Genomic DNA, 18,402 nt, shown 5'->3' with positions numbered 1-18,402 from the left:
AGCTATGCGTCCATTCCGGCGGCGGGAGGCTGCGTGGGCGGCCTCGCGTCGGGAGGTGCGCCGGTAGCAGGCGTTTCGCGGATTGCAAACCCCTTTTTTGCTTACCAGCCAGTTTTTCGCCGGCTCTCGCGGTCGATCGACATCAGGATGCCGAGGCACAGCAGCACCGTCATCTGCGCCGACCCGCCGAAGCTCACCAGCGGCAGCGGGATGCCGACCACCGGCGCCAGCCCCATCACCATCATCAGGTTGATCGCGACATAATAGAAGATCGTCGTCGACAGCCCCGCCGCGGTCAGCTTGGCGAAGCGCGATTTGGCGCGCACCCCGACGTTCACTCCCCAACGGATCACCATCAGATAAGCGGCGATGATGAAGATGCCGCCCAGCAGCCCCCATTCCTCCGCCATCGTCGCGAAGACGAAATCGGTCTGCCCCTCGGGCAGATAATCGAGGTGGCTCTGCGTCCCGTTGAGGAAGCCCTTGCCGAAGATTCCGCCCGAGCCGATCGCGATCTTCGACTGGGTGATGTGATAGCCGGTGCGCAGCGGATCGCTCTCGGGATCGAGGAAGATCAGCACACGGTTGCGCTGATAATCGTGCAGCACGAAGTTGAACGCCAGCGGCGCGGCGATGGCAAGGGCGAGTGCGCCGCCGACGAACAGTCGCAACGGGATTCCCGCCAGGAACATCACCGTCACCCCGCCGGCGCAGATCATCAGCGCGGTGCCGAGATCGGGCTGGAGCATCACCAGCGCCGCCGGGATGCCGATCAGCACGCACGGCGGCCAGATCGCGCCGAAGCGCCGCGTTTCGGACGGCGGCAGCATGTCGTAGAAGCGCGCGCAGGCCATCACGATCGCCGGCTTCATCAGCTCCGAGGGCTGGAGCCGGATAAAGCCGAGATCGAGCCAGCGCTGGCTTCCCCCGCGCACCGCGCCGAGCAGTTCGACCGCGAACAGCAGCACGACCAGAACCGCATAGGCGGGGAAAGCGGCGCGCCGCCAGACATCCTCGCGGACCGTGCTGACCCCGACCGCGGCGAACAGGAAGACGAAGAAGCGCACCCCCTGCGGCAAGGCCCAGGGGCGCAGCGACCCGCCCGCGGCGGAGAACAGCACGACCAGCCCGAAACAGCCGATCGCGGTGATCGTCAGCAGGACGCGCCACGGCAGGCGCGCGAGCGGGGCGGGGACGATCGAGGAGCGGCTCATCAATCGGGCGTCCCGGCATCGGGCGAGCCGGTGGTGCCCGCGACGCCGCCCGTGTTGGCGATATCGCCGGGGGTGGCATCGGCATTGGCGTTGCGCGCGCGCGTCACCGCCTCGACCGCCGGGGCGGCGGTGGGGGCGGGGGCGTCGGTTTCGGTGCCGAGCCCGGCCTCGGTCTCGGCGGCATTGGCGGCGCGATAGGCGGCGGCCTCGGCGGCCATGCGGGTACGGATGTCGCCGCCCCAGGTCGGCTCCACCTCGGCGAGCGACTTCATCGCCAGATCGCGATCGAACAGCCAGGTCATGATATCGCGCCCGATCATCGGCGAATCGAGATTGCGCACGGTATGGCCGCCATGTTCGAGCACGATCGCCGCGGCATAGCGCGGATTGTCCGCGGGCGCGAAGCAGACGAACAATGCGTGGTCGCGCAGCTTGAACGGCAGGCTGGCGTTCTTGAGCACCCCCCCGCGCCGCTCGGCCATCGTGATGCGGCGGACCTGCGCGGTGCCCGTCTTGGCGGCGAGCTGGATGCCGGGGACATACATTCGCGACGCGCCGCCGGTGCCCCCGCCGTTGACCACCTTCCACATCCCTTCGCGCACGATGCGCAGATGATCGGGGTTGACCGTCAGCGCGGCGGCACCCGAGTGGACGTGATCGGCGAGCAGGCTCGGCTGGATCATCCGCCCCGAGCCGATCCGCGCCGCCATCACCGCGAGCTGGAGCGGATTGGCCAGCACATAGCCCTGGCCGATCGAGGCGTTGAGCGAATCCGCGACCGTCCAATTGCTCTTGTACTTGCGACTCTTCCACGCGCTGTCGGGCACGGTGCCGTAGCGCTGGGTGGCGAGCGGCAGATCGAATTTCTGTCCGAGCCCGACCATCCGCGCGATCGGCGCGACACGATCATAGCCCAGCCGGCGGACCATTTCGTAGAAATAGATGTCGCAGCTCTGCGCGATCGCGTTGCGCAGATCGAGCGGGCCGTGGCCGCGCTTCTTGTGGCAGTGGAAGATGCCGTTGCCGACGCGGAGCGACCCCGAGCAGAAAATTCGCTCGTCGGGGCTGACCCCCGCCTCGAGCAGCGCGAGGCCGTTCATCGGCTTGACGGTCGAGCCCGGGGGATAGAGCCCCTGGGTCACCTTGTTCATCAACGGGACGTGATCGTTGGCGCTCAGCATCTGCCATTCGAGATGGCTGATCCCGGCGGAGAAGCTGTTGGGATCATAGGCCGGCATCGAGACCATCGCGAGCATCTCGCCGGTCTGGCAGTCGAACACGACGACCGAGCCCGAATTGGTGCCGAGCCGCCGCGCGGCATATTCCTGCAGCCCGACGTCGATCGTCAGCTTCTGCGTCTTGCCGGGAATGTCGGGGCGGGTGGCGAGTTCGGCGACCACCTTGCCGCGTGCGGTCACCTCGACCCGTTTCGCGCCAGGGGTGCCGCGCAATTGCTTTTCGAGTGTCTTTTCGAGCCCGTCCTTGCCGACCTTGAACCCGGGGGTGACGAGCAAGGGATCCTTGGTCGCCTTATATTGCTCGGCGGTGGCGGTGCCGACATAGCCGGTGAGATGCGCCACCGCCGCGCCGGCGGGATAGTTGCGCGCGAAGCCGCGGGTCGGCGCGACCCCGGGCAGCTCGGGCTGGCGCACCTGCACCGCGGCGAACCGCTCCCACGAGATATTGTCCACCACCTGCACCGGCTGGAACCCGGCGGCTTTTTTGAGATCGGCGCGCACGCGGAGCAGATCCTCGGGGGTGAGGTCGAGCAATTTCTGGAGCAGCGCGAGCGTGCGATCGAGATCCTCGACGCGATCGGGGATCAGGTCGACGCGGAAGTCGGTGCGGTTGTCGGCGATCGGATGCCCGGCGCGGTCGACGATCCAGCCGCGACGCGGCGGGATCATCGTGTTGTTGACCCGGTTGCTTTCGGAGAGCGTGCTGTAGCGCTCATTCTCGGCGATCGCGAGCCAGCCCATTCGCGCGACGAGCAATCCCCCCACGCCAAGCTGCGCGGTGCCGAGCAGCCAGGCGCGGCGCGAGAAGGTGTAGCCTTGCTGCGCCTCGGTGGCGATCCGCGGCGCGCGCGTCATTCGACCGCCCGTTTGCGGTCGATCCAGGCGACGATACGCGCGGCAAGGGGAAAGACGAGGATCGACACGACGATCTGTATCACTAGCACGGCATCGACGTGCGCGGTAAGCGGTGTCGCGACGATCCGGCCGCCGGCGAGGCACATCGCGATCGCCGCGGCGGCGATCAGCCAATCCTGCCAGAAATCGCGGAACATCGTGCGCTGGTCGAACAGGTCGACCAGAAAGAAGGTCAGCGTCCACAGCACCATCGCGCTGCCGAGCGGCTGGCCGCTGACCAGATCGTCGAACAGTCCGAGCAATGGCGGCACCCAGCGGCGCAGCGCGAGCGGGGCGAGCAATCGCCACGCCAGCAGCATCAGCAACCCGCACGGCGGGAGCAGCCCCAGCGTCGCGCCGAACGGCGCCACGGTGACGAGCGAGCCCGCCATCACCGTCAGCCACGGAATCGCGCGCGCGCGGCCCGCGGGAAGCGTCGCCTCGAACGGTTTGCGCGATTCGGCGCTCATCTTCTGGTCTTGGGCGGCTGCGGGCGCGCCGGCGGCGGGGGCGGAACGAAGGCCGCGCTGACGAGGGCAAAGTCGAACGTGTCGGGGCGGGCGTAAGGCTGCGCCGGGGCGGTATCGCTGCCGGCGCGGACGACCCGTGCGACGAGCACGCCCGGCGCATAGATTCCGCCGGTGCCCGAGGTGACGAAGCGGTCGCCGGGGCGCAATTTGGCGTCGCCGGTATCGACCGAGCGGATATCGACCATCCCGTCGCCGCGTCCGGCAGCCAACGCGGGCATGCCGTCGCCGATGCGGCGGACCGGGACGATGCTGTCGGGATCGGTGAGCAGCAGTACGCGCGCGGTATTGGGGCCGGTTTCCACGATGCGGCCGAGCAGCCCGTCGGGGCCGCGTACCGGCTGCCCCTCGCGCACGCCCTGCCAGCTCCCGGCGTTGAGCACGCCATAGCGTCGCGTGCTCGATGCGGAGGAACTGACGATCCGCGCGGTGACGACCGGTGCGGCATCGCCGTCGCGCAGCTTGAGCAGCCCGCGCAGCCGGCGATTGTCGCGCACGATGATCTGCGCCTGGGTCAGCGCGGCGCGGGTACGCTTCACCTCGGCGCGCAATGCTTCATTCTCGGTGCGGACATGGAAATAGCTGCCGATCGCATCGGGAACGCCCGAGACCACGCCGAACACAGCGGAAATCCCCGACGAGACCGGGGTGGTCACCTCGCGCACCGTCGCGCGCAGCGCCGCGAAGGCCGGCGGATTGAATGTCGAGAGGGCGAGCAGCACCGCGCCGACCACCGCGCCGGCGATGGCCAGGATATAGGTCAGAAACAGCGAATATTGCGCCCGCCGCGAGAAACCCGGGCGCCGGTCCCGCGTCGGCGCCATCACCTATGCCCTTCGAGTGGCGGCGCTGGTCGGCGCCGCAGATGAACTAAACACTAAAAGCCCGATTGGAAAAGGCATCAGTGGATTTTCTCCGCCGCCAGCTTTCCGTCATTCCCGCGAAGGCGGGAATCCATTCGCGCTGTCGCTGCGATTCTTTCGCCGAGCGTCGGTTGAATGGATTCCCGCCTGCGCGGGAATGACGGGGGAAAGCTGAAGGCCATTTCCCAACCGTCTCTGATAAAAAGTCTGCCCGTCAACCGCTCTGCAATACGCCGCGATACATCGGGTCTTCAAGCGCGCGCCCGGTGCCCAGGGCAACGCAGGTCAGCGGGTCCTCGGCGACGGTGACGGGGAGCCCGGTCTCGTCGCGCAGCACTTCGTCGAGCCCCTGCAGCAGCGCGCCGCCGCCGGTCAGCACGATGCCCTGATCGACGATATCGGCGGCGAGCTCGGGCGCGGTATTTTCCAGCGCGACGCGGACGCCCTCGACGATCGTCGCCACCGGCTCGCTCAGCGCCTCGGCGATCTGGCCCTGGTTGATCTGGATTTCCTTCGGCACGCCGTTGACCAGATCGCGGCCCTTGATGTGGATCGTCGCGCCGATCCCGTCCGCGGGCGGCTTGGCGATGCCGACTTCCTGCTTGATCCGCTCGGCGGTGGCTTCGCCGATCAAGAGGTTGTGGTTGCGGCGGACGTAGCTGACGATCGCCTCGTCCATCTTGTCGCCGCCGACGCGGACGCTGGTGGTGTAAGCAAGGCCGCGCAGCGAGAGCACCGCGACTTCGGTGGTGCCGCCGCCGATATCGACGACCATGCTGCCGATCGGCTCGGTCACCGGCATATCGGCGCCGATCGCGGCGGCCATCGGCTCCTCGATCAGCCACACCTGGCTCGCGCCGGCGTTGGAAGCGGCATCGCGGATCGCGCGGCGCTCGACCTTGGTCGAGCCCGAGGGGACGCAGATCACGATCTCGGGCCAGCGCATGAAGCGCCGCTGGCCGTGGACCTTGTAGATGAAGCTCTTGATCATCTGCTCGGCGACGTCGATGTCGGCGATCACGCCGTCGCGCAACGGGCGGATCGCCTCGATATTGCCCGGGGTTTTGCCCATCATCAGCTTGGCGTCGTCGCCGACCGCCTTCACCTTCTTGATGCCGTTGATCGTCTCGACCGCGACCACCGACGGCTCGTTGAGCACGATTCCACGGCCGCGCAGATAGACGACCGTGTTCGCTGTGCCGAGATCGATCGCCATGTCATGCGACATGAACTTGAAAAAACGCGAAAAGGCCATGATGCGCTAGTTTCCGTCCCCGAGTCGCCGCGCCGAGCACGCGGTGCAATACGCCAACCATCCCGCGCTTCCCGCCGCAAGGTGCATTGGCGTGCACGGCCAAATAAAACGTCTTACGGGGTCGCGGGATGACGCCGCTTGGGCTAGGGGACGAAGCGTGTCAATACGCCGTTTGCCCGAGCATTTGATCAACCGCATCGCTGCCGGTGAAGTGGTAGAAAGACCGGCCAGCGCGTTGAAGGAGCTGGTCGAGAATGCGATCGACGCCGGCGCCGCGCGGATCGCGGTGGCCTTGTCCGCCGGCGGGGTCGAGCGGATCGAGGTGGCCGACGACGGCTGCGGGATGACCCCCGACGAAATGGCGCTGGCGTGCGAGCGTCACGCCACCTCCAAGCTGCCTTCCGACGACATCGATTCGGTGGCGACTCTGGGGTTTCGCGGCGAGGCGCTGCCGTCGATCGCCAGCGTCGCGCGGCTGACGCTCGAAAGCCGCCCGCGCGGCGCCGACGGCTGGGCGCGGACGATCGACAATGGCGTGCTGGTGCGCGAGGGGCCGGCCGCGCTGCCGCCAGGGACGCGGGTTGTGGTCGAGGGGCTGTTCGCCAAGGTTCCGGCGCGACGTAAATTCTTGCGATCGACGCGCGGCGAATATGCCGCCTGCCTCGATGTGGTTAAACGGCTGGCGATGGCGCGGCCCGATATCGCCTTCACCGTCGAGCATGACGGGCGGCGCGCGCTGGCGGCGTTGCAGGCGGAGGACCGGCCGGGGCGCGTCGCCCTGCTCACCGATCGCGCGCTGGCGGAGAATTCGGTCGCGGTCGATCTGGAGCGCGAGGGGGTGGTGCTCGGCGGGGTTGCCGGGCTGCCGACCTTCCACCGCGGCATCGCCGATCACCAATATCTGTTCGTCAACGGGCGGCCGGTGAAGGACCGGCTGCTGATCGGTGCGATTCGCGGGGCTTATGCCGAGATGATGCCGCGCGACCGGCATGCGGTGGTGGCGTTGTTCCTCGATGTGCCGCCCGATCAGGTCGATGTGAACGTCCACCCCGCCAAGACCGAGGTGCGCTTCCGCGATCCGGCGATGATCCGCGGGATGATCGTCAGCGGGATTCGCCGCGCGCTCGACGGGGCAGGGCATCGCGTGACGAACCGCCCGGCTGAAGATGCGCTGGCGATGTGGCGCAGCGAGATCGATACCCCGCCGCCGGTCGAGCGGCAGCCGACGATCTGGCCCGCGATGACCCAGCATCATGGCGCGGCGATCGGCCCGTCGGTCGCCGATCGTCGCCCGGCGTTCTTCGCGCCACCGCCGCAGGCACGTGCCGAACCCGCGTTCGCCCCGCCGCCCGAGCGCGCCGATCATCCGCTCGGTGTGGCGCGCGGGCAGGTCGCCAAAACCTATATCGTCGCCGAGGCGGAGGACGGGCTCGTCATCGTCGACCAGCATGCCGCGCACGAGCGGCTGGTGCTCGAACGGATGCGCCGCGCGCTCGCCGGGGGGCGGGTGGCGTCGCAGGCGCTGCTGATCCCCGAGGTGGTCGAACTGGACGAGCCCGGATGCGACCGGCTCGAGGCGCGGGCGGCGGAGCTGGCCGAGCTGGGGCTGGAACTCGAGCGGTTCGGCCCGCGCGCGATCCTCGTCCGCGCGACCCCGGCGCTGCTCGGCGCGGGCGATCCGGCGGGGCTGATCACCGATCTTGCCGACGAGCTGGCGGCGTTCGATCAGGCCTTGTCGCTGCGCGAGCGGCTCGATGCGGTGGCGGGGACGATGGCGTGCCACGGCTCGGTCCGCGCGGGGCGGGTGCTGTCGGTCGCCGAGATGAACGCGCTGCTGCGCGAGATGGAAGTCACCCCGCATTCGGGCCAGTGCAACCACGGCCGCCCGACCTGGGTGAAGCTGGCGCACGGCGATATCGAGAAATTGTTCGGGCGGAAGTGACGGGGGGCCGTCCACACCCCGTTCGCCCTTCGACAATCTCAGCCCGAACGGGGAGAGGATGTGCCGATCTAACGTGGTGTAATTCACTCCGCCGCGAGGCTGAACGGTGAGGCGAGACGTTCGGCGGGATCGTCGCGATCGGCCCAGTCGGTGCGCCGGGCGACGCGCGAAACGAACAGCAAAGGCAGTTTGAGGAACAGCAGTTCCGAATGGATGAACGTGTCGATCGCGTGCTCCCACCAGCGCGCGGGGCGTTTGCCGTGCGCCGCGAGCCAGCCGTCATAGGGCGCCCAGTGGCTCGGCTCGTCGCGCTCGATGATGCGGAAGATCTTGATCAGCACGCGATCGCGGCGGACGATCGGGTGGCGCAGCAAAATCTCGACCTGGCGATAGCCGCGCTGCTCGGTGAGCGAGATCACGCGGCACAGTTTTTCGAATTGATCGTCACTGGCGATGATCGCCTGGGTATCGAGCTCGTCGATATGCCGGCGGAACATGATCTCGACGAAACGGTCGATATGCCCGCACGCGCGATCGACCGCGAGCGGCATCACCCCGCGCATCTCGAACCAGCGGCGGAACATGAGATAATGTTTGCGCTCGTCGGCGCGATGTTTCTCGATCGCGGCGATCAGCGCGAGATCGTCGGGGGCGCGGGCGCGGACGGCTTCGAGCACCCGGTCGAGCGCGGTATAGCCGCGGTGCTCGTTATAGATGTAGATCGACCCGAGAAGGTCGAGGTATCGGGTGCGCAATCGGCCGACCATCCGGCCTATATATCAGAAAAGGCGCGACAAGGCATTGCGCGGCCTGGGGGCCGAAAGACCTGCCTGGCCTTTGCTCGTCACCCGGTCTTGAGCCGGGGCGACGGATCGCGGCTAGGCGATCGGCGCGCGTACCGGTACGCCCGCCGCCGCGAGCGCTTCATGCGCCCCGGCGATCGTCGCTTCGCCGAAATGGAAGATCGACGCGGCGAGCACCGCCGAGGCGTGCCCCTCGGTCACCCCGGCGACGAGATGCGCGAGATTGCCTACCCCGCCCGAGGCGACGACGGGGACGCTGGTGCGATCGGCGATCGCGCGGATCAGCGCGAGGTCATAGCCGTCACGGGTGCCATCGCGGTCCATCGAGGTGACGAGCAACTCGCCCGCGCCCAGTTCCGCCAGCCGCAGCGCATGTGCCACCGCGTCGATCCCGGTCGCGCGGCGGCCGCCGTGGGTGAACACCTCCCAGCGGTCGCCGCTGCGCCGCGCGTCGACGCTTGCGACGCAGCACTGGCTGCCGAACCGCTCGGCGATATCCGAGACCACTTCAGGCCGCGCGACCGCGGCGGAATTGACCGCCACCTTGTCCGCCCCGGCGAGCAGCAGCGCGCGCGCATCGTCGGCGGTGCGCACCCCGCCACCGACGGTCAGCGGCATGAAGCACACCGAAGCGGTGCGTCGCACCACGTCGAGGATCGTATCGCGCCCCTCGTGGCTGGCGGTGATATCGAGGAAGCACAATTCGTCGGCGCCGGCCGCATCATAAGCGCGCGCCTGCTCGACCGGATCGCCGGCGTCCTTGAGGTCGACGAAATTGACCCCCTTCACAACGCGGCCGTTGGCGACGTCGAGGCAGGGAATGACGCGCGCGCGGACCGTCATCAGGCGGCCCGCGCGACCGAGAGCGCGGCGGCGAGATCGAGCGTCCCGTCGTAAAGCGCGCGGCCGGTGATCACGCCCTCCACCCCGTCGCGGGTGTGGAGCGCGAGCATATGGATGTCGCCGATCCCCTTGACCCCGCCGCTGGCGATCACCGGGATATCGACCGCGCGCGCCAGATCGACCGTCGCGGCGACATTGCACCCCTTGAGCAAACCGTCGCGCCCGACATCGGTGAACAGCAGCGCGGCGACCCCGGCATCCTCGAAGCGCCGCGCCATATCGGTGACGCTGACGGTCGAGACCTCGGCCCAGCCCTTGGTCGCGACCATGCCGTCGCGCGCGTCGACCGCAACGACGATCCCGCCGGGGAAGGCGGCGGCCATATCGCGGACGAAATCGGGATTCTCCAGCGCGGCGGTGCCGATCACCACCCGCGCGACGCCGAGATCGAACCACGCCTCGACCGCTTGCGCGGTGCGGATGCCGCCGCCCAATTGCACGTGCCCGGGGAAACGCGCGACGATCGCGCGCACCGCATCGCCGTTGACCGACTGGCCGGCGAACGCGCCGTCGAGATCGACGACATGGAGATGCTCCGCCCCCGCTTCGGCGAACAACATCGCCTGTGCTGCGGGGTCGTCGCCGTAGACGGTGGCGCGCGCCATATCGCCTTCGGCGAGGCGGACGACCTGTCCTTGTTTGAGATCGATCGCGGGAAAGACGATAAGGCTCATGGGCGCCACACCAGGAATTGTTCGAGCAGAGCGAGGCCGTAGCGCTGGCTCTTTTCGGGATGGAATTGCACACCGAGCAGATTGTCGCGCCCGATCGCGGCGGCGACCGGGCCGGCGTGATCGGTTTGCGCGAGGATATGCTCGCCGGTGAAGGCATAGCTGTGGAGGAAATAGGCCTCGCCCGCGGCCAGCAACGGATGCGGGGCGAGCGGGGTGACGTCGTTCCACCCCATATGCGGCACCTTTGCCGTCGGATCACTCGGCGTGAGGCGCGCGACGCGGCCGCGGATCCACGCGAGCCCGCGGTGGGTGCCCATTTCCTCGCCCGTCTCGGCCATCAGTTGCATCCCGACGCAGATACCGAGGAACGGCGCGCCACCGCGCAGCACGCGCTCGGCGAGCGCCTGTTCGAGTCCGTCGACCGCGCGCAGGTTGGCCGCGCAGGCGCCGAACGCGCCGACCCCGGGGAGCACGATGCGTTCGGCGCGGGCGATGATGTCGGGGTCGGCGGTGACGGTCACGTCGGTCGCGCCGGCGGCGCGCAGTGCATTCTCGACTGAGCGCAAATTGCCCGATTCGATATCGACCAGCGCCAGCGTCATTGCGCGAGCCGCGCGATCGCGTCGACCGCGAACCCGGCCTTGAACTCGACCACCTCGACGGTGGCGACCCCGCTGGTGACGAAGGGATCGGTCTGCGCCAGCGCCTCGATATCCTCGGCGACCCCGCGGCACAGGATCACCCCGCCGGTGCGCGGCTCTTTCCGCCCGGCGAGGAGGAACACCCCCTCGTTAAAGCCGCGTTCGAGAAAGGCGACATGCGCCGCCATCTGCGCATCCACCTCCTCGAGCGGGCGCTCGTAATTGAGCAGGATCAGGCAGAGGTGGCCCTGCGCCCGATAATCATCGAGCGCCACGTCAGAGCATCCCCTTGGTCGAGGGGATCGCATCGGCCTTGCGCGGATCGATCTCCACCGCCTGGCGTAGCGCGCGGGCGAGGCCCTTGAACGCGCTTTCGGCGATATGGTGGTTGTTCTCGCCGTGGAGCGTCTCGATGTGCAGCGTGATTCCGGCGGCCTGGGCGAAGGAATGGAACCAATGCTTGAACAGCTCGGTATCCATCTCGCCGAGGCGCTTCTGGGTGAAGTCGGTGTTCCACACCAGCCACGGGCGCCCGGAGATGTCGAGCGCGACGCGGGTCAGCGTCTCGTCCATCGGCGACAGCGCGTCGCCGTAGCGGCGGATGCCGCGCTTGTCGCCCAGCGCCTCGGCCACCGCCTGCCCGATCGCGATCGCGGTATCCTCCACCGTGTGATGCTGGTCGATATGCAGATCGCCCTTGGTCCGCACGTCGAGATCGATCAGCGAATGCCGCGCGAGCTGCTCCAGCATATGATCGAAAAAGCCGATGCCGGTGGCGATCGCGTAGCGGCCGGTGCCGTCGAGATTGACGGTGACGGCGATATCCGTCTCGCTGGTGGCGCGGGTGATTGTGGCGGTGCGCATGGCCGGCTCCCATAGCGTGGATATGATATTTGGGAAGGAAAGCTTTGCTTGACCACGCCCACTTCCGCGCTACCCATAGCCGCTTATGGACGATTCAGCGCCCGACAGTTTGATACCTTACGATGAAATCGTGCAGGAGGCCCTGCGCGCCGTGGTGGGCCGCGTGCTCAGTTCGGTGGCGGACAATGGCGGCAATCTGCCCGGCGAGCACCATTTCTACATCACCTTCAAGACGCAGGCCGCGGGGGTCGATATCCCGCAGCGGCTGATCGAGCGTTTCCCGGACGAGATGACGATCGTGCTGCAGAACCGCTTCTGGGATCTGACGGTCGACGAAAGCCGCTTCTCGGTCGGGCTGAGCTTCAACCAGGTGCCGTCGAAGCTGGTCATCCCTTATTCGGCGGTGACCGGATTCCACGATCCGGCGGTCAATTTCGAGCTGCGCTTCCAGGCGCAGGAAGGGCCGGAGGACGGCCCCGGCGGCCACGATCCGGCGGAGAATGACGGCCCGGCCGGCACCCCGATCGAGGACGGATCGAACGTCGTCGCGGTGGATTTCAAGCGGAAGAAGTGAGCCGGAGCGAGCCGCGCAGCAAGGCAGCGTGGCGCTCGCGAAGCGACGCGAACGGCCGGCCGGCGCGGCAACACCGCGTCCGACGTCACGGGACTTGCTCCCGCGATGGCCTTCGTTTGTGGAGCCTATTATGACCCAGACCCGTAGCGAAACTGATTCGATCGGCGCGATCCTTGTCCCCGCCGATGCTTATTGGGGCGCGCAGACCCAGCGCAGCATCGAGAATTTCCCGTTCGGCGAACGCGAGCGGATGCCGATCGGCATCGTCCACGCGCTCGCGCTGGTGAAGCAGGCGGCGGCGCGGGTGAATCGTGCGCACGGCCTCGCTGCCGACAAGGCCGATGCGATCGAGCGCGCCGCGGCCGAGGTCGTCGCGGGCGAGCATGACGATCAATTCCCGCTGGTAATCTGGCAGACCGGCAGCGGCACCCAATCGAACATGAACGCGAATGAGGTGATCGCGGGCCGCGCCAACGAGATCCTCACCGGGACGCGCGGCGGCAAATCCCCGGTCCATCCCAATGACGACGTCAACCGCGGGCAATCCTCCAACGACAGTTTCCCGACCGCGCTGCACATCGCCGCGACGCTCGGCATGCGCGACCGGCTGCTCCCGGCGCTCGACCGGCTCCACGCCGCGCTCGATGCCAAGGCGAAGGGCTGGGCGGGGATCGTCAAGATCGGCCGTACCCATTTGCAGGACGCCACCCCGCTGACCCTGGGACAGGAATTCTCCGGCTACGCCAACCAGCTCTATCGCTGCCGCCGCCGGATCGAGCCGGCGATCGAGCACGGCACGCGGCGGCTGGCGCAGGGCGGCACCGCTGTCGGCACCGGGCTCAACGCGCCGCCCGGTTTCGCCGCGGATTTCTGCGCCGCGCTGCGTGACATCACCGGCGAGCCGTTCATCCCGGCGGAGAATTTCTTCGAAGCCTTGGGGTCGAACGATCCGTTGGTGCATCTGTCGGGGACGCTCAACACGCTCGCGGTGGCGCTGACCAAGATCGCCAACGATATCCGCCTGCTCGGCTCAGGCCCGCGCTGCGGAATCGGCGAGCTCGATCTGCCGGCGAACGAGCCGGGCAGCTCGATCATGCCGGGCAAGGTCAACCCCACGCAATGCGAGATGCTGACGATGGTCGCAGCGCAGGTGATCGGCAACCATGTCGCGATCACCGTCGGCGGCGCGCAGGGGCATCTCGAGCTCAACGTGTTCAAGCCGATGATCGGCGCGGCGGTGCTGCGCTCGATCGACCTTCTGGCGGTCGCGATGGAATCGTTCGCCGAACGTTGCGTCGAGGGGCTGGAGGCGAACGAGCGGCGGATCGCCGATCTGCTCGACCGATCGCTGATGCTGGTGACCGCGCTCGCGCCCGAGATCGGCTATGACAATGCCGCGAAGATCGCCAAATATGCGCATGCCGAGGGGCTGACCCTGCGCGAGGCGGGGATCGCGCTGGGGCTGGTCGATGCGGCGACCTTCGACCGCGTGGTGCGGCCGGAAACCATGTTGGGAAGTTGATATGTTGCGGACGATCATCGGCGCGCTGGTCGGGAGCGAGCTGGAGCGGCGCGAGGGCGGCGGCGGGGTGAAGGGGGCGCTGTTCGGCGCGCTCGTCACCCGCGCGGTGACGCGGATGGGGCCGCTCGGGCTGGCGCTGGGCGGCGCTTATGTCGCGAAAAAGGCCTATGACCGGCGCAAGGCGCGACAGGGGGCGCCGACCGAGGGCAATTGAAGCCAAGCCCCTTCCGCTGAAGGGGACAGCTTGAGAGGACGCTTGACGCCCGACCCTTGCGCACGTCAGTAGCGCGCATGGACGATCCCTCCCAGCCCGATCCGCACGGCTTCAAGCGCCGCGGTGTGCTTTTCGTGCTGTCCTCGCCGTCGGGTGCGGGCAAATCGACCATCGCGCGCAAATTGCTGGCGAACGATCCGCATCTCTGCATGTCGGTCTCCGCCACGACGCGCGCGATGCGGCCGGGGGAGGTCGACGGGAAGGATTATCACTTCGTCTCGCTCGAGCGCTTCCGCGAAATGACCGCGGCGCACGAATTCCTCGAATGGGCGCATGTCTTCGACGAGCGTTACGGCACGCCGCGCGCGCCGGTCGACGAGATGCTCGGTGCGGGCAAGGACGTGCTGTTCGACATCGACTGGCAGGGCGCGCAACAGCTCTACCAGATCGCCGGGGGCGATGTGGTCCGCGTGTTCATCCTGCCGCCGTCGATGGAGGAATTGCACCAGCGGCTGCTCAAGCGCGCGACCGATTCGACCGAGATCATCGACCGCCGTATGTCGCGCGCCGCCAATGAGGTAAGCCATTGGGACGGCTATGATTATGTGCTGGTCAACGACGATGTCGAGGAATGTTTCCAGCAGGTCCGCACGATCCTTTCGGCGGAACGGCTGAAGCGCTCGCGGCAGACCGGGCTGATCGGCTTCATCCGTAAGTTACGGCGGGCGGGTTAGTCCGCCTATCCTCCGTTCGGGCTGAGCCTGTCGAAGCCCTGCATTTTCTTCCGCGGAAAGAAGAACAGCCCTTCGATAAGCTCAGGGCGAACGGGAGTTGGAGCTAACCCCGCCCCAGCGCGGCGAGAAAGCGCGCAGCCGCGTCGAAGCTTGCGTGCTTGGCCTCGCGGGCGCGCGTCGCGAGTTCGTCCTCGCCCCAATGCTCGATCTGCCAATCCTCATCGACCTGCGCCGCGCGCCACAAAGTCTCGGCGTCGATCGCGCCCTCCGCCAGCGCCAGCGTGCCGACGATCGTGCCGGTGGCGGAAGCGATCGCCTGCAGCGCCGCGATCGCGAACGGGTCGCGCGTCGCGACCGCTTCGGCCAACCGGTCGAGCGTCGCTTGCGGCTGGGCGACATGCATCACCCCCGCGGTGGTCTCGAAATGCACGTCGTAGCGTTGCCGCGCCCAGTCGAGCAGCGGCTCCCACGCCGCGCGCTGGCGCTCGACCAGCTCGGCTGGCGAATCGGCGCGATAGCAAGTGAGGTCGGTTTCGGCATAGCGCGCCGCCTCCGCCGCGAACGGCGCGGGATCGGGGGCGATGCGGTCGATCGCGGCATTGGCGAGCCCGGTGAGCGGCATCGCGCGCGGATCGAGCGTCTCGCCCACCGCGCGCCATTCGTCCGCCACCGCTTCCGCCAGCGCGGGGGTGGGGAGCGCGAGCGGGGCGCGGCCAGGGGTGCGCACCGGGCGGCCGTCGAGCAGCACCCCGCCGTCGGTGTCGAGCGTCACGTCCTTCCAGAAGCGCTTCATTGCGGCGGGCTCCGCCAGCGCCGCGCGAGGCTGCGCGGGACGATCGCCATCATCGCCAGCGCCGCGAGCACGATCGCGCCGCCGAGGATCTTGCGCCCCGTCGTGTCGCCCTTGGCGAGCAGCAGCACCCCCAGCACCGCGCCGCCCGATCCGGCGAGCCGGGCGAGCGTTATATAGAACCAGCGGACCTTTGCCGGATCGGGGGCGGGATCGGATGCGGCCATGTACGGGCTATGGCCGATCCGCGCGCGCGACGCCAGTCGCGACGAATTGCGCCGGGCCAGCGCCGGACGCCGCGTAAGCCGCTTGGTAACCCCTGCGGATTATGTTTAACGCGTGCACGCCGGCACGGTGCCGGTTCCCGCATGATCGAAGCATGGAGACAAGGGCGAATGGCCGGCCCGATGGTGTTCGTTTACGCATTGCTGGTTTGCTTCATCCTGAGCGGCGCATCGCGCAACGCGAAGCTGCGGCGTCCCAATCCGCCGATCATGCAATATACCGGCTATGTGCTGTGCGGGGTGACCGGCGGGATCTCGCTGCTGCTGTTCGGAATCGCGGCGCTCTCGTGGTTCGGCTTTGCCGCGCTGTCGGTGCCGAGCGTGACGGCGATCTGATTTCCCGACGTATCGCGTTTCAACGGTAGACGAAGCCCTTATCCAAGCCGCGCTTTGTTGGCGCGTTCGATGAGCTCCGCCGGATGGGTCTTGCCGATGCCGCGCAGCCCGGCGATCACCCCGCGCACATCGGCCGCCGATTTGTTCTGGCTGAGCTTGGCGGTGCCGCGCCATTCGGCCACGCGCAGCGTGAAGCCGATGATCGCGCCGCGCATCGCATCGAACCGGCGCGGGTCCATCTTGTCGCGGGTCCACGCCGGCTTGGGCGCGAGCCGCGCCTCCTGCACCGCCGACGTCGCATCGAGATGCGCGATCAGCGCATCGTCGTCGAGCGGCTCGATCGCGCCCTCGGCCTCCGCGACGACATAATTCCACGTCGGCACCTGATCGGCGCTGCCATACCAATCGGGGCTGACATAGGCACCGGGGCCGCCGAAGCTGGCGATCGCGCGCGTGCCCGCGGCGATCGGCATCGCGCGATTGCGCCGCGCGAGGTGGAAGGACAGATCGCCCGTCGCCTCGATCACCACCGGCGCGTGGACCACCGCCGGCGCCTCCCCCGCCAGCACGAAGATATGCGCAAAGGCGATATCGGCGGCGAACGCCCGCGCCGCCTCGGCCGACATGGCGAAGGCGGCATCGGGGTGCATCAGCCGCGTCCAGCGCCCGGGCCGCGCGAGCGGCGCTCGCCGCGGCGCGCCTTGCGCACCGTCTTGGCATGCGCGCGCGCCTTGGCCTTTTGCGTCTCGCGGGTCGGCGGGGGCGGGGTGTCGGGGGGCAGATTGTCCCCCGCCGCCGCGTCGAAGCCGAGCCCGGCGAGGCTTTCCGCGAAATGGTGCGGCAGCTCGGCGGTGACGTCGATCTTGGCCCCATCGGGGTGATCGACGCGGATGCGCCGTGCGTGGAGGTGCATCTTGCGGCTGATCCCGCCGGTCAGGAACGCGGCCTGCCCGCCATATTTGCCGTCGCCCAGGATCGGGCGGCCGATCGCCGCCATATGGACGCGGAGCTGGTGCGTGCGCCCGGTGAAGGGCTGGAGCTCGACCCAGGCGGCGCGGTTGCCGGCGCGCTCGATCACGCGATAGCGGCTGCGCGCGGGCTGGCCCTCGGCCTCGTCGACATGCATCTTCTCGCCGCCCGTGCCGGGTTGCTTGGCGATCGGCAGGTCGATCGTGCCGTCCTCGATCGAGGGCACGCCGACCACCAGCGCCCAATAGACCTTCTTCGCCGAGCGCCCGGAGAAGGATTTGGCGAAGAACGCCGCCGCCCGCGCGGTGCGCGCGACGAGCAACGCGCCCGATGTATCCTTGTCGAGCCGGTGGACCAGCTTGGGCCGCCCCTCCGCCTCGAAGGAGAGCGCATCGAGCAGGCCGTCGACATGTGCGGTGGTCTTGGTGCCGCCCTGGGTCGCAAGGCCGGGGGGCTTGTTGAGCACCAGCGCGGCATCGTCCTTGTGGATCACCATCTCGCGCGCGAACGCCACTTCGTCCTCGGACAAGGTCGGGCGCTGGCGCACCGGCCGCGCGTCGGCGCGCACCGGCTCGGCCGGGGGCACGCGCAGCACTTGCCCGGCGGCGACACGATCGCCCGGGCCGACCCGCGCGCCGTCGAGCCGGAGCTGCCCGGTGCGCGCCCATTTGGCGACGATCGTGAAGCTGGTGTCGGGCAAATGCCGCTTGAACCAGCGATCGACGCGGATGCCGTCGTCATCGGGCGCGACGGTGAACTGGCGGACGGCGTCGCTCATGCCAGCACCCTCACGGCGAAGAGGCCGCCGAACAATGCGAGCACCGCGCCGCACAGCGAGAGCAGCACATAGCTCAGCGCGCCGGCCCACAGCCCGCGCTCGATCATCGTCACCACCTCGAGCGAGAAGGACGAGAAGGTCGTATAGCCGCCGAGCACCCCGACCCCGAGCAACAGCCGCCAGCTTTCGCCGCCGCCGGTCGAGAAACGCGCGAGCGTGCCGACGAGCAAGCCCATCAGCAGCCCGCCGACGATATTGACGGTCAGCGTGCCCCACGGCCAGTTCGGCCCGAGCCAGCCGAGCATCACGCGCCCGGTGAGATGCCGCGCGCCCGAGCCGAAGGCGCCCCCCAGCATCACGATCAGAAGATTCTGCATCGCGTC

22 protein-coding genes are annotated in these 18,402 nt (G+C 68.4%); 6 read left to right on the top strand and 16 right to left on the bottom strand.

All coding sequences use genetic code 11. From position 1 onward, the window contains the following. Positions 1 to 101 precede the first annotated feature (101 nt). The 5 genes from rodA to BGN95_RS21880 form a co-directional block, all read right to left on the bottom strand. Complete coding sequence (rodA, locus tag BGN95_RS21900) at positions 102 to 1,214, bottom strand: rod shape-determining protein RodA (RefSeq protein ID WP_265271674.1); 1,113 nt, start codon at positions 1,212 to 1,214, stop codon at positions 102 to 104. After that, a complete protein-coding gene (gene mrdA, locus BGN95_RS21895) occupies positions 1,214 to 3,307 on the bottom strand; it encodes a penicillin-binding protein 2 (RefSeq protein ID WP_286773993.1) in 2,094 nt (697 codons plus the stop codon). The genes rodA and mrdA overlap by 1 nt, the downstream gene beginning before the upstream one ends. Continuing rightward, positions 3,304 to 3,816 (bottom strand): rod shape-determining protein MreD, encoded by a 513-nt coding sequence (locus BGN95_RS21890; RefSeq protein ID WP_179512715.1) that lies wholly within the window; start codon positions 3,814 to 3,816, stop codon positions 3,304 to 3,306. The genes mrdA and BGN95_RS21890 overlap by 4 nt, the downstream gene beginning before the upstream one ends. Then, on the bottom strand, positions 3,813 to 4,697 hold the full coding sequence (locus BGN95_RS21885) for a rod shape-determining protein MreC (protein ID WP_265314321.1): 885 nt from the start codon (positions 4,695 to 4,697) through the stop codon (positions 3,813 to 3,815). Before BGN95_RS21885 ends, BGN95_RS21890 begins: the two co-directional genes overlap by 4 nt. A 253-nt stretch (positions 4,698 to 4,950) precedes the next feature. Further along, entirely contained in the window at positions 4,951 to 5,991 is a 1,041-nt protein-coding gene (locus tag BGN95_RS21880; protein WP_174837393.1) for a rod shape-determining protein, read from the bottom strand. Positions 5,992 to 6,148: 157 nt separating this feature from the next. On the opposite strand from BGN95_RS21880, the gene mutL reads away from it, so the two are divergent. Then, on the top strand, positions 6,149 to 7,933 hold the full coding sequence (gene mutL, locus BGN95_RS21875) for a DNA mismatch repair endonuclease MutL (RefSeq protein ID WP_265314320.1): 1,785 nt from the start codon (positions 6,149 to 6,151) through the stop codon (positions 7,931 to 7,933). 83 nt (positions 7,934 to 8,016) lie between these two features. Here mutL and BGN95_RS21870 read toward each other — a convergent pair whose 3' ends face one another. From BGN95_RS21870 to hisB, 6 genes are all read right to left on the bottom strand, one after another. After that, positions 8,017 to 8,700 (bottom strand): ferritin-like domain-containing protein, encoded by a 684-nt coding sequence (locus BGN95_RS21870; protein WP_286773992.1) that lies wholly within the window; start codon positions 8,698 to 8,700, stop codon positions 8,017 to 8,019. 111 nt (positions 8,701 to 8,811) lie between these two features. After that, complete coding sequence (gene hisF / locus BGN95_RS21865) at positions 8,812 to 9,579, bottom strand: imidazole glycerol phosphate synthase subunit HisF (protein WP_265314317.1); 768 nt, start codon at positions 9,577 to 9,579, stop codon at positions 8,812 to 8,814. After that, positions 9,579 to 10,313 (bottom strand): 1-(5-phosphoribosyl)-5-[(5-phosphoribosylamino)methylideneamino]imidazole-4-carboxamide isomerase, encoded by a 735-nt coding sequence (gene hisA, locus BGN95_RS21860; protein WP_179512710.1) that lies wholly within the window; start codon positions 10,311 to 10,313, stop codon positions 9,579 to 9,581. The genes hisF and hisA overlap by 1 nt, the downstream gene beginning before the upstream one ends. Then, positions 10,310 to 10,915, bottom strand: coding sequence for an imidazole glycerol phosphate synthase subunit HisH (hisH, locus tag BGN95_RS21855; protein ID WP_286773991.1), 606 nt, complete (start codon positions 10,913 to 10,915; stop codon positions 10,310 to 10,312). Before hisH ends, hisA begins: the two co-directional genes overlap by 4 nt. Then, positions 10,912 to 11,229, bottom strand: coding sequence for a YciI family protein (locus tag BGN95_RS21850; protein WP_265314313.1), 318 nt, complete (start codon positions 11,227 to 11,229; stop codon positions 10,912 to 10,914). The genes hisH and BGN95_RS21850 overlap by 4 nt, the downstream gene beginning before the upstream one ends. A 1-nt stretch (position 11,230) precedes the next feature. Next, on the bottom strand, positions 11,231 to 11,818 hold the full coding sequence (gene hisB / locus BGN95_RS21845; protein ID WP_179512707.1) for an imidazoleglycerol-phosphate dehydratase HisB: 588 nt from the start codon (positions 11,816 to 11,818) through the stop codon (positions 11,231 to 11,233). A gap of 85 nt (positions 11,819 to 11,903) precedes the next feature. Between hisB and BGN95_RS21840 the strand changes: the two genes are divergently transcribed. The 4 genes from BGN95_RS21840 (at position 11,904) to gmk (ending at position 14,862) form a co-directional block, all read left to right on the top strand. Continuing rightward, entirely contained in the window at positions 11,904 to 12,392 is a 489-nt protein-coding gene (locus tag BGN95_RS21840; RefSeq protein WP_179512706.1) for an SspB family protein, read from the top strand. 130 nt (positions 12,393 to 12,522) lie between these two features. Further along, positions 12,523 to 13,914, top strand: a complete 1,392-nt coding sequence (gene fumC / locus BGN95_RS21835) for a class II fumarate hydratase (protein ID WP_179512705.1) — start codon at positions 12,523 to 12,525, stop codon at positions 13,912 to 13,914. 1 nt (position 13,915) lies between these two features. Continuing rightward, on the top strand, positions 13,916 to 14,128 hold the full coding sequence (locus BGN95_RS21830; protein WP_179512704.1) for a hypothetical protein: 213 nt from the start codon (positions 13,916 to 13,918) through the stop codon (positions 14,126 to 14,128). Between the two features lie 77 nt (positions 14,129 to 14,205). Then, on the top strand, positions 14,206 to 14,862 hold the full coding sequence (gmk, locus tag BGN95_RS21825) for a guanylate kinase (RefSeq protein WP_286773990.1): 657 nt from the start codon (positions 14,206 to 14,208) through the stop codon (positions 14,860 to 14,862). A 103-nt stretch (positions 14,863 to 14,965) separates the two neighbouring features. Here gmk and BGN95_RS21820 read toward each other — a convergent pair whose 3' ends face one another. Together BGN95_RS21820 and BGN95_RS21815 are read right to left on the bottom strand one after the other, a co-directional pair. Then, complete coding sequence (locus tag BGN95_RS21820) at positions 14,966 to 15,655, bottom strand: ATP12 family chaperone protein (protein WP_179512702.1); 690 nt, start codon at positions 15,653 to 15,655, stop codon at positions 14,966 to 14,968. Next, positions 15,652 to 15,879 (bottom strand): hypothetical protein, encoded by a 228-nt coding sequence (locus BGN95_RS21815; RefSeq protein ID WP_179512701.1) that lies wholly within the window; start codon positions 15,877 to 15,879, stop codon positions 15,652 to 15,654. The genes BGN95_RS21820 and BGN95_RS21815 overlap by 4 nt, the downstream gene beginning before the upstream one ends. 168 nt (positions 15,880 to 16,047) lie before the next feature. Between BGN95_RS21815 and BGN95_RS21810 the strand changes: the two genes are divergently transcribed. Further along, positions 16,048 to 16,272, top strand: coding sequence for a hypothetical protein (locus BGN95_RS21810; RefSeq protein WP_179512700.1), 225 nt, complete (start codon positions 16,048 to 16,050; stop codon positions 16,270 to 16,272). A gap of 38 nt (positions 16,273 to 16,310) precedes the next feature. Here BGN95_RS21810 and BGN95_RS21805 read toward each other — a convergent pair whose 3' ends face one another. From BGN95_RS21805 to crcB, 3 genes are read right to left on the bottom strand one after another with little or no spacing between them, the layout of a single operon-like run. After that, complete coding sequence (locus tag BGN95_RS21805; protein WP_286773989.1) at positions 16,311 to 16,922, bottom strand: FMN-binding negative transcriptional regulator; 612 nt, start codon at positions 16,920 to 16,922, stop codon at positions 16,311 to 16,313. Further along, positions 16,922 to 18,019 (bottom strand): RluA family pseudouridine synthase, encoded by a 1,098-nt coding sequence (locus BGN95_RS21800; protein WP_286773988.1) that lies wholly within the window; start codon positions 18,017 to 18,019, stop codon positions 16,922 to 16,924. The genes BGN95_RS21805 and BGN95_RS21800 overlap by 1 nt, the downstream gene beginning before the upstream one ends. Next, a complete protein-coding gene (gene crcB / locus BGN95_RS21795) occupies positions 18,016 to 18,396 on the bottom strand; it encodes a fluoride efflux transporter CrcB (protein WP_179512697.1) in 381 nt (126 codons plus the stop codon). The genes BGN95_RS21800 and crcB overlap by 4 nt, the downstream gene beginning before the upstream one ends. Positions 18,397 to 18,402 lie beyond the last annotated feature (6 nt).

The sequence above is a fragment of the Sphingomonas sp. 66-10 genome, assembly GCF_001897045.1.
In the GTDB taxonomy this organism is placed as follows: domain Bacteria; phylum Pseudomonadota; class Alphaproteobacteria; order Sphingomonadales; family Sphingomonadaceae; genus Sphingomonas; species Sphingomonas lycopersici.
The sequence above is the reverse complement of the archived record's forward strand: the minus strand, read 5'-3'. Positions and strand labels throughout refer to the sequence as shown.

Coding starts and splice junctions, on each gene's coding strand:
- rodA (WP_265271674.1), bottom strand. CDS start 1,214: ATGAGCCGCTCCTCGATCGTCCCCGCCCCGCTCGCGCGCCTGCCGTGG.
- mrdA (WP_286773993.1), bottom strand. CDS start 3,307: ATGACGCGCGCGCCGCGGATCGCCACCGAGGCGCAGCAAGGCTACACC.
- BGN95_RS21890 (WP_179512715.1), bottom strand. CDS start 3,816: ATGAGCGCCGAATCGCGCAAACCGTTCGAGGCGACGCTTCCCGCGGGC.
- BGN95_RS21885 (WP_265314321.1), bottom strand. CDS start 4,697: ATGGCGCCGACGCGGGACCGGCGCCCGGGTTTCTCGCGGCGGGCGCAA.
- BGN95_RS21880 (WP_174837393.1), bottom strand. CDS start 5,991: ATGGCCTTTTCGCGTTTTTTCAAGTTCATGTCGCATGACATGGCGATC.
- BGN95_RS21870 (WP_286773992.1), bottom strand. CDS start 8,700: ATGGTCGGCCGATTGCGCACCCGATACCTCGACCTTCTCGGGTCGATC.
- hisF (WP_265314317.1), bottom strand. CDS start 9,579: ATGACGGTCCGCGCGCGCGTCATTCCCTGCCTCGACGTCGCCAACGGC.
- hisA (WP_179512710.1), bottom strand. CDS start 10,313: ATGAGCCTTATCGTCTTTCCCGCGATCGATCTCAAACAAGGACAGGTC.
- hisH (WP_286773991.1), bottom strand. CDS start 10,915: ATGACGCTGGCGCTGGTCGATATCGAATCGGGCAATTTGCGCTCAGTC.
- hisB (WP_179512707.1), bottom strand. CDS start 11,818: ATGCGCACCGCCACAATCACCCGCGCCACCAGCGAGACGGATATCGCC.
- BGN95_RS21840 (WP_179512706.1), top strand. CDS start 11,904: ATGGACGATTCAGCGCCCGACAGTTTGATACCTTACGATGAAATCGTG.
- fumC (WP_179512705.1), top strand. CDS start 12,523: ATGACCCAGACCCGTAGCGAAACTGATTCGATCGGCGCGATCCTTGTC.
- BGN95_RS21830 (WP_179512704.1), top strand. CDS start 13,916: ATGTTGCGGACGATCATCGGCGCGCTGGTCGGGAGCGAGCTGGAGCGG.
- gmk (WP_286773990.1), top strand. CDS start 14,206: ATGGACGATCCCTCCCAGCCCGATCCGCACGGCTTCAAGCGCCGCGGT.
- BGN95_RS21820 (WP_179512702.1), bottom strand. CDS start 15,655: ATGAAGCGCTTCTGGAAGGACGTGACGCTCGACACCGACGGCGGGGTG.
- BGN95_RS21815 (WP_179512701.1), bottom strand. CDS start 15,879: ATGGCCGCATCCGATCCCGCCCCCGATCCGGCAAAGGTCCGCTGGTTC.
- BGN95_RS21810 (WP_179512700.1), top strand. CDS start 16,048: ATGGCCGGCCCGATGGTGTTCGTTTACGCATTGCTGGTTTGCTTCATC.
- BGN95_RS21805 (WP_286773989.1), bottom strand. CDS start 16,922: ATGCACCCCGATGCCGCCTTCGCCATGTCGGCCGAGGCGGCGCGGGCG.
- BGN95_RS21800 (WP_286773988.1), bottom strand. CDS start 18,019: ATGAGCGACGCCGTCCGCCAGTTCACCGTCGCGCCCGATGACGACGGC.
- crcB (WP_179512697.1), bottom strand. CDS start 18,396: ATGCAGAATCTTCTGATCGTGATGCTGGGGGGCGCCTTCGGCTCGGGC.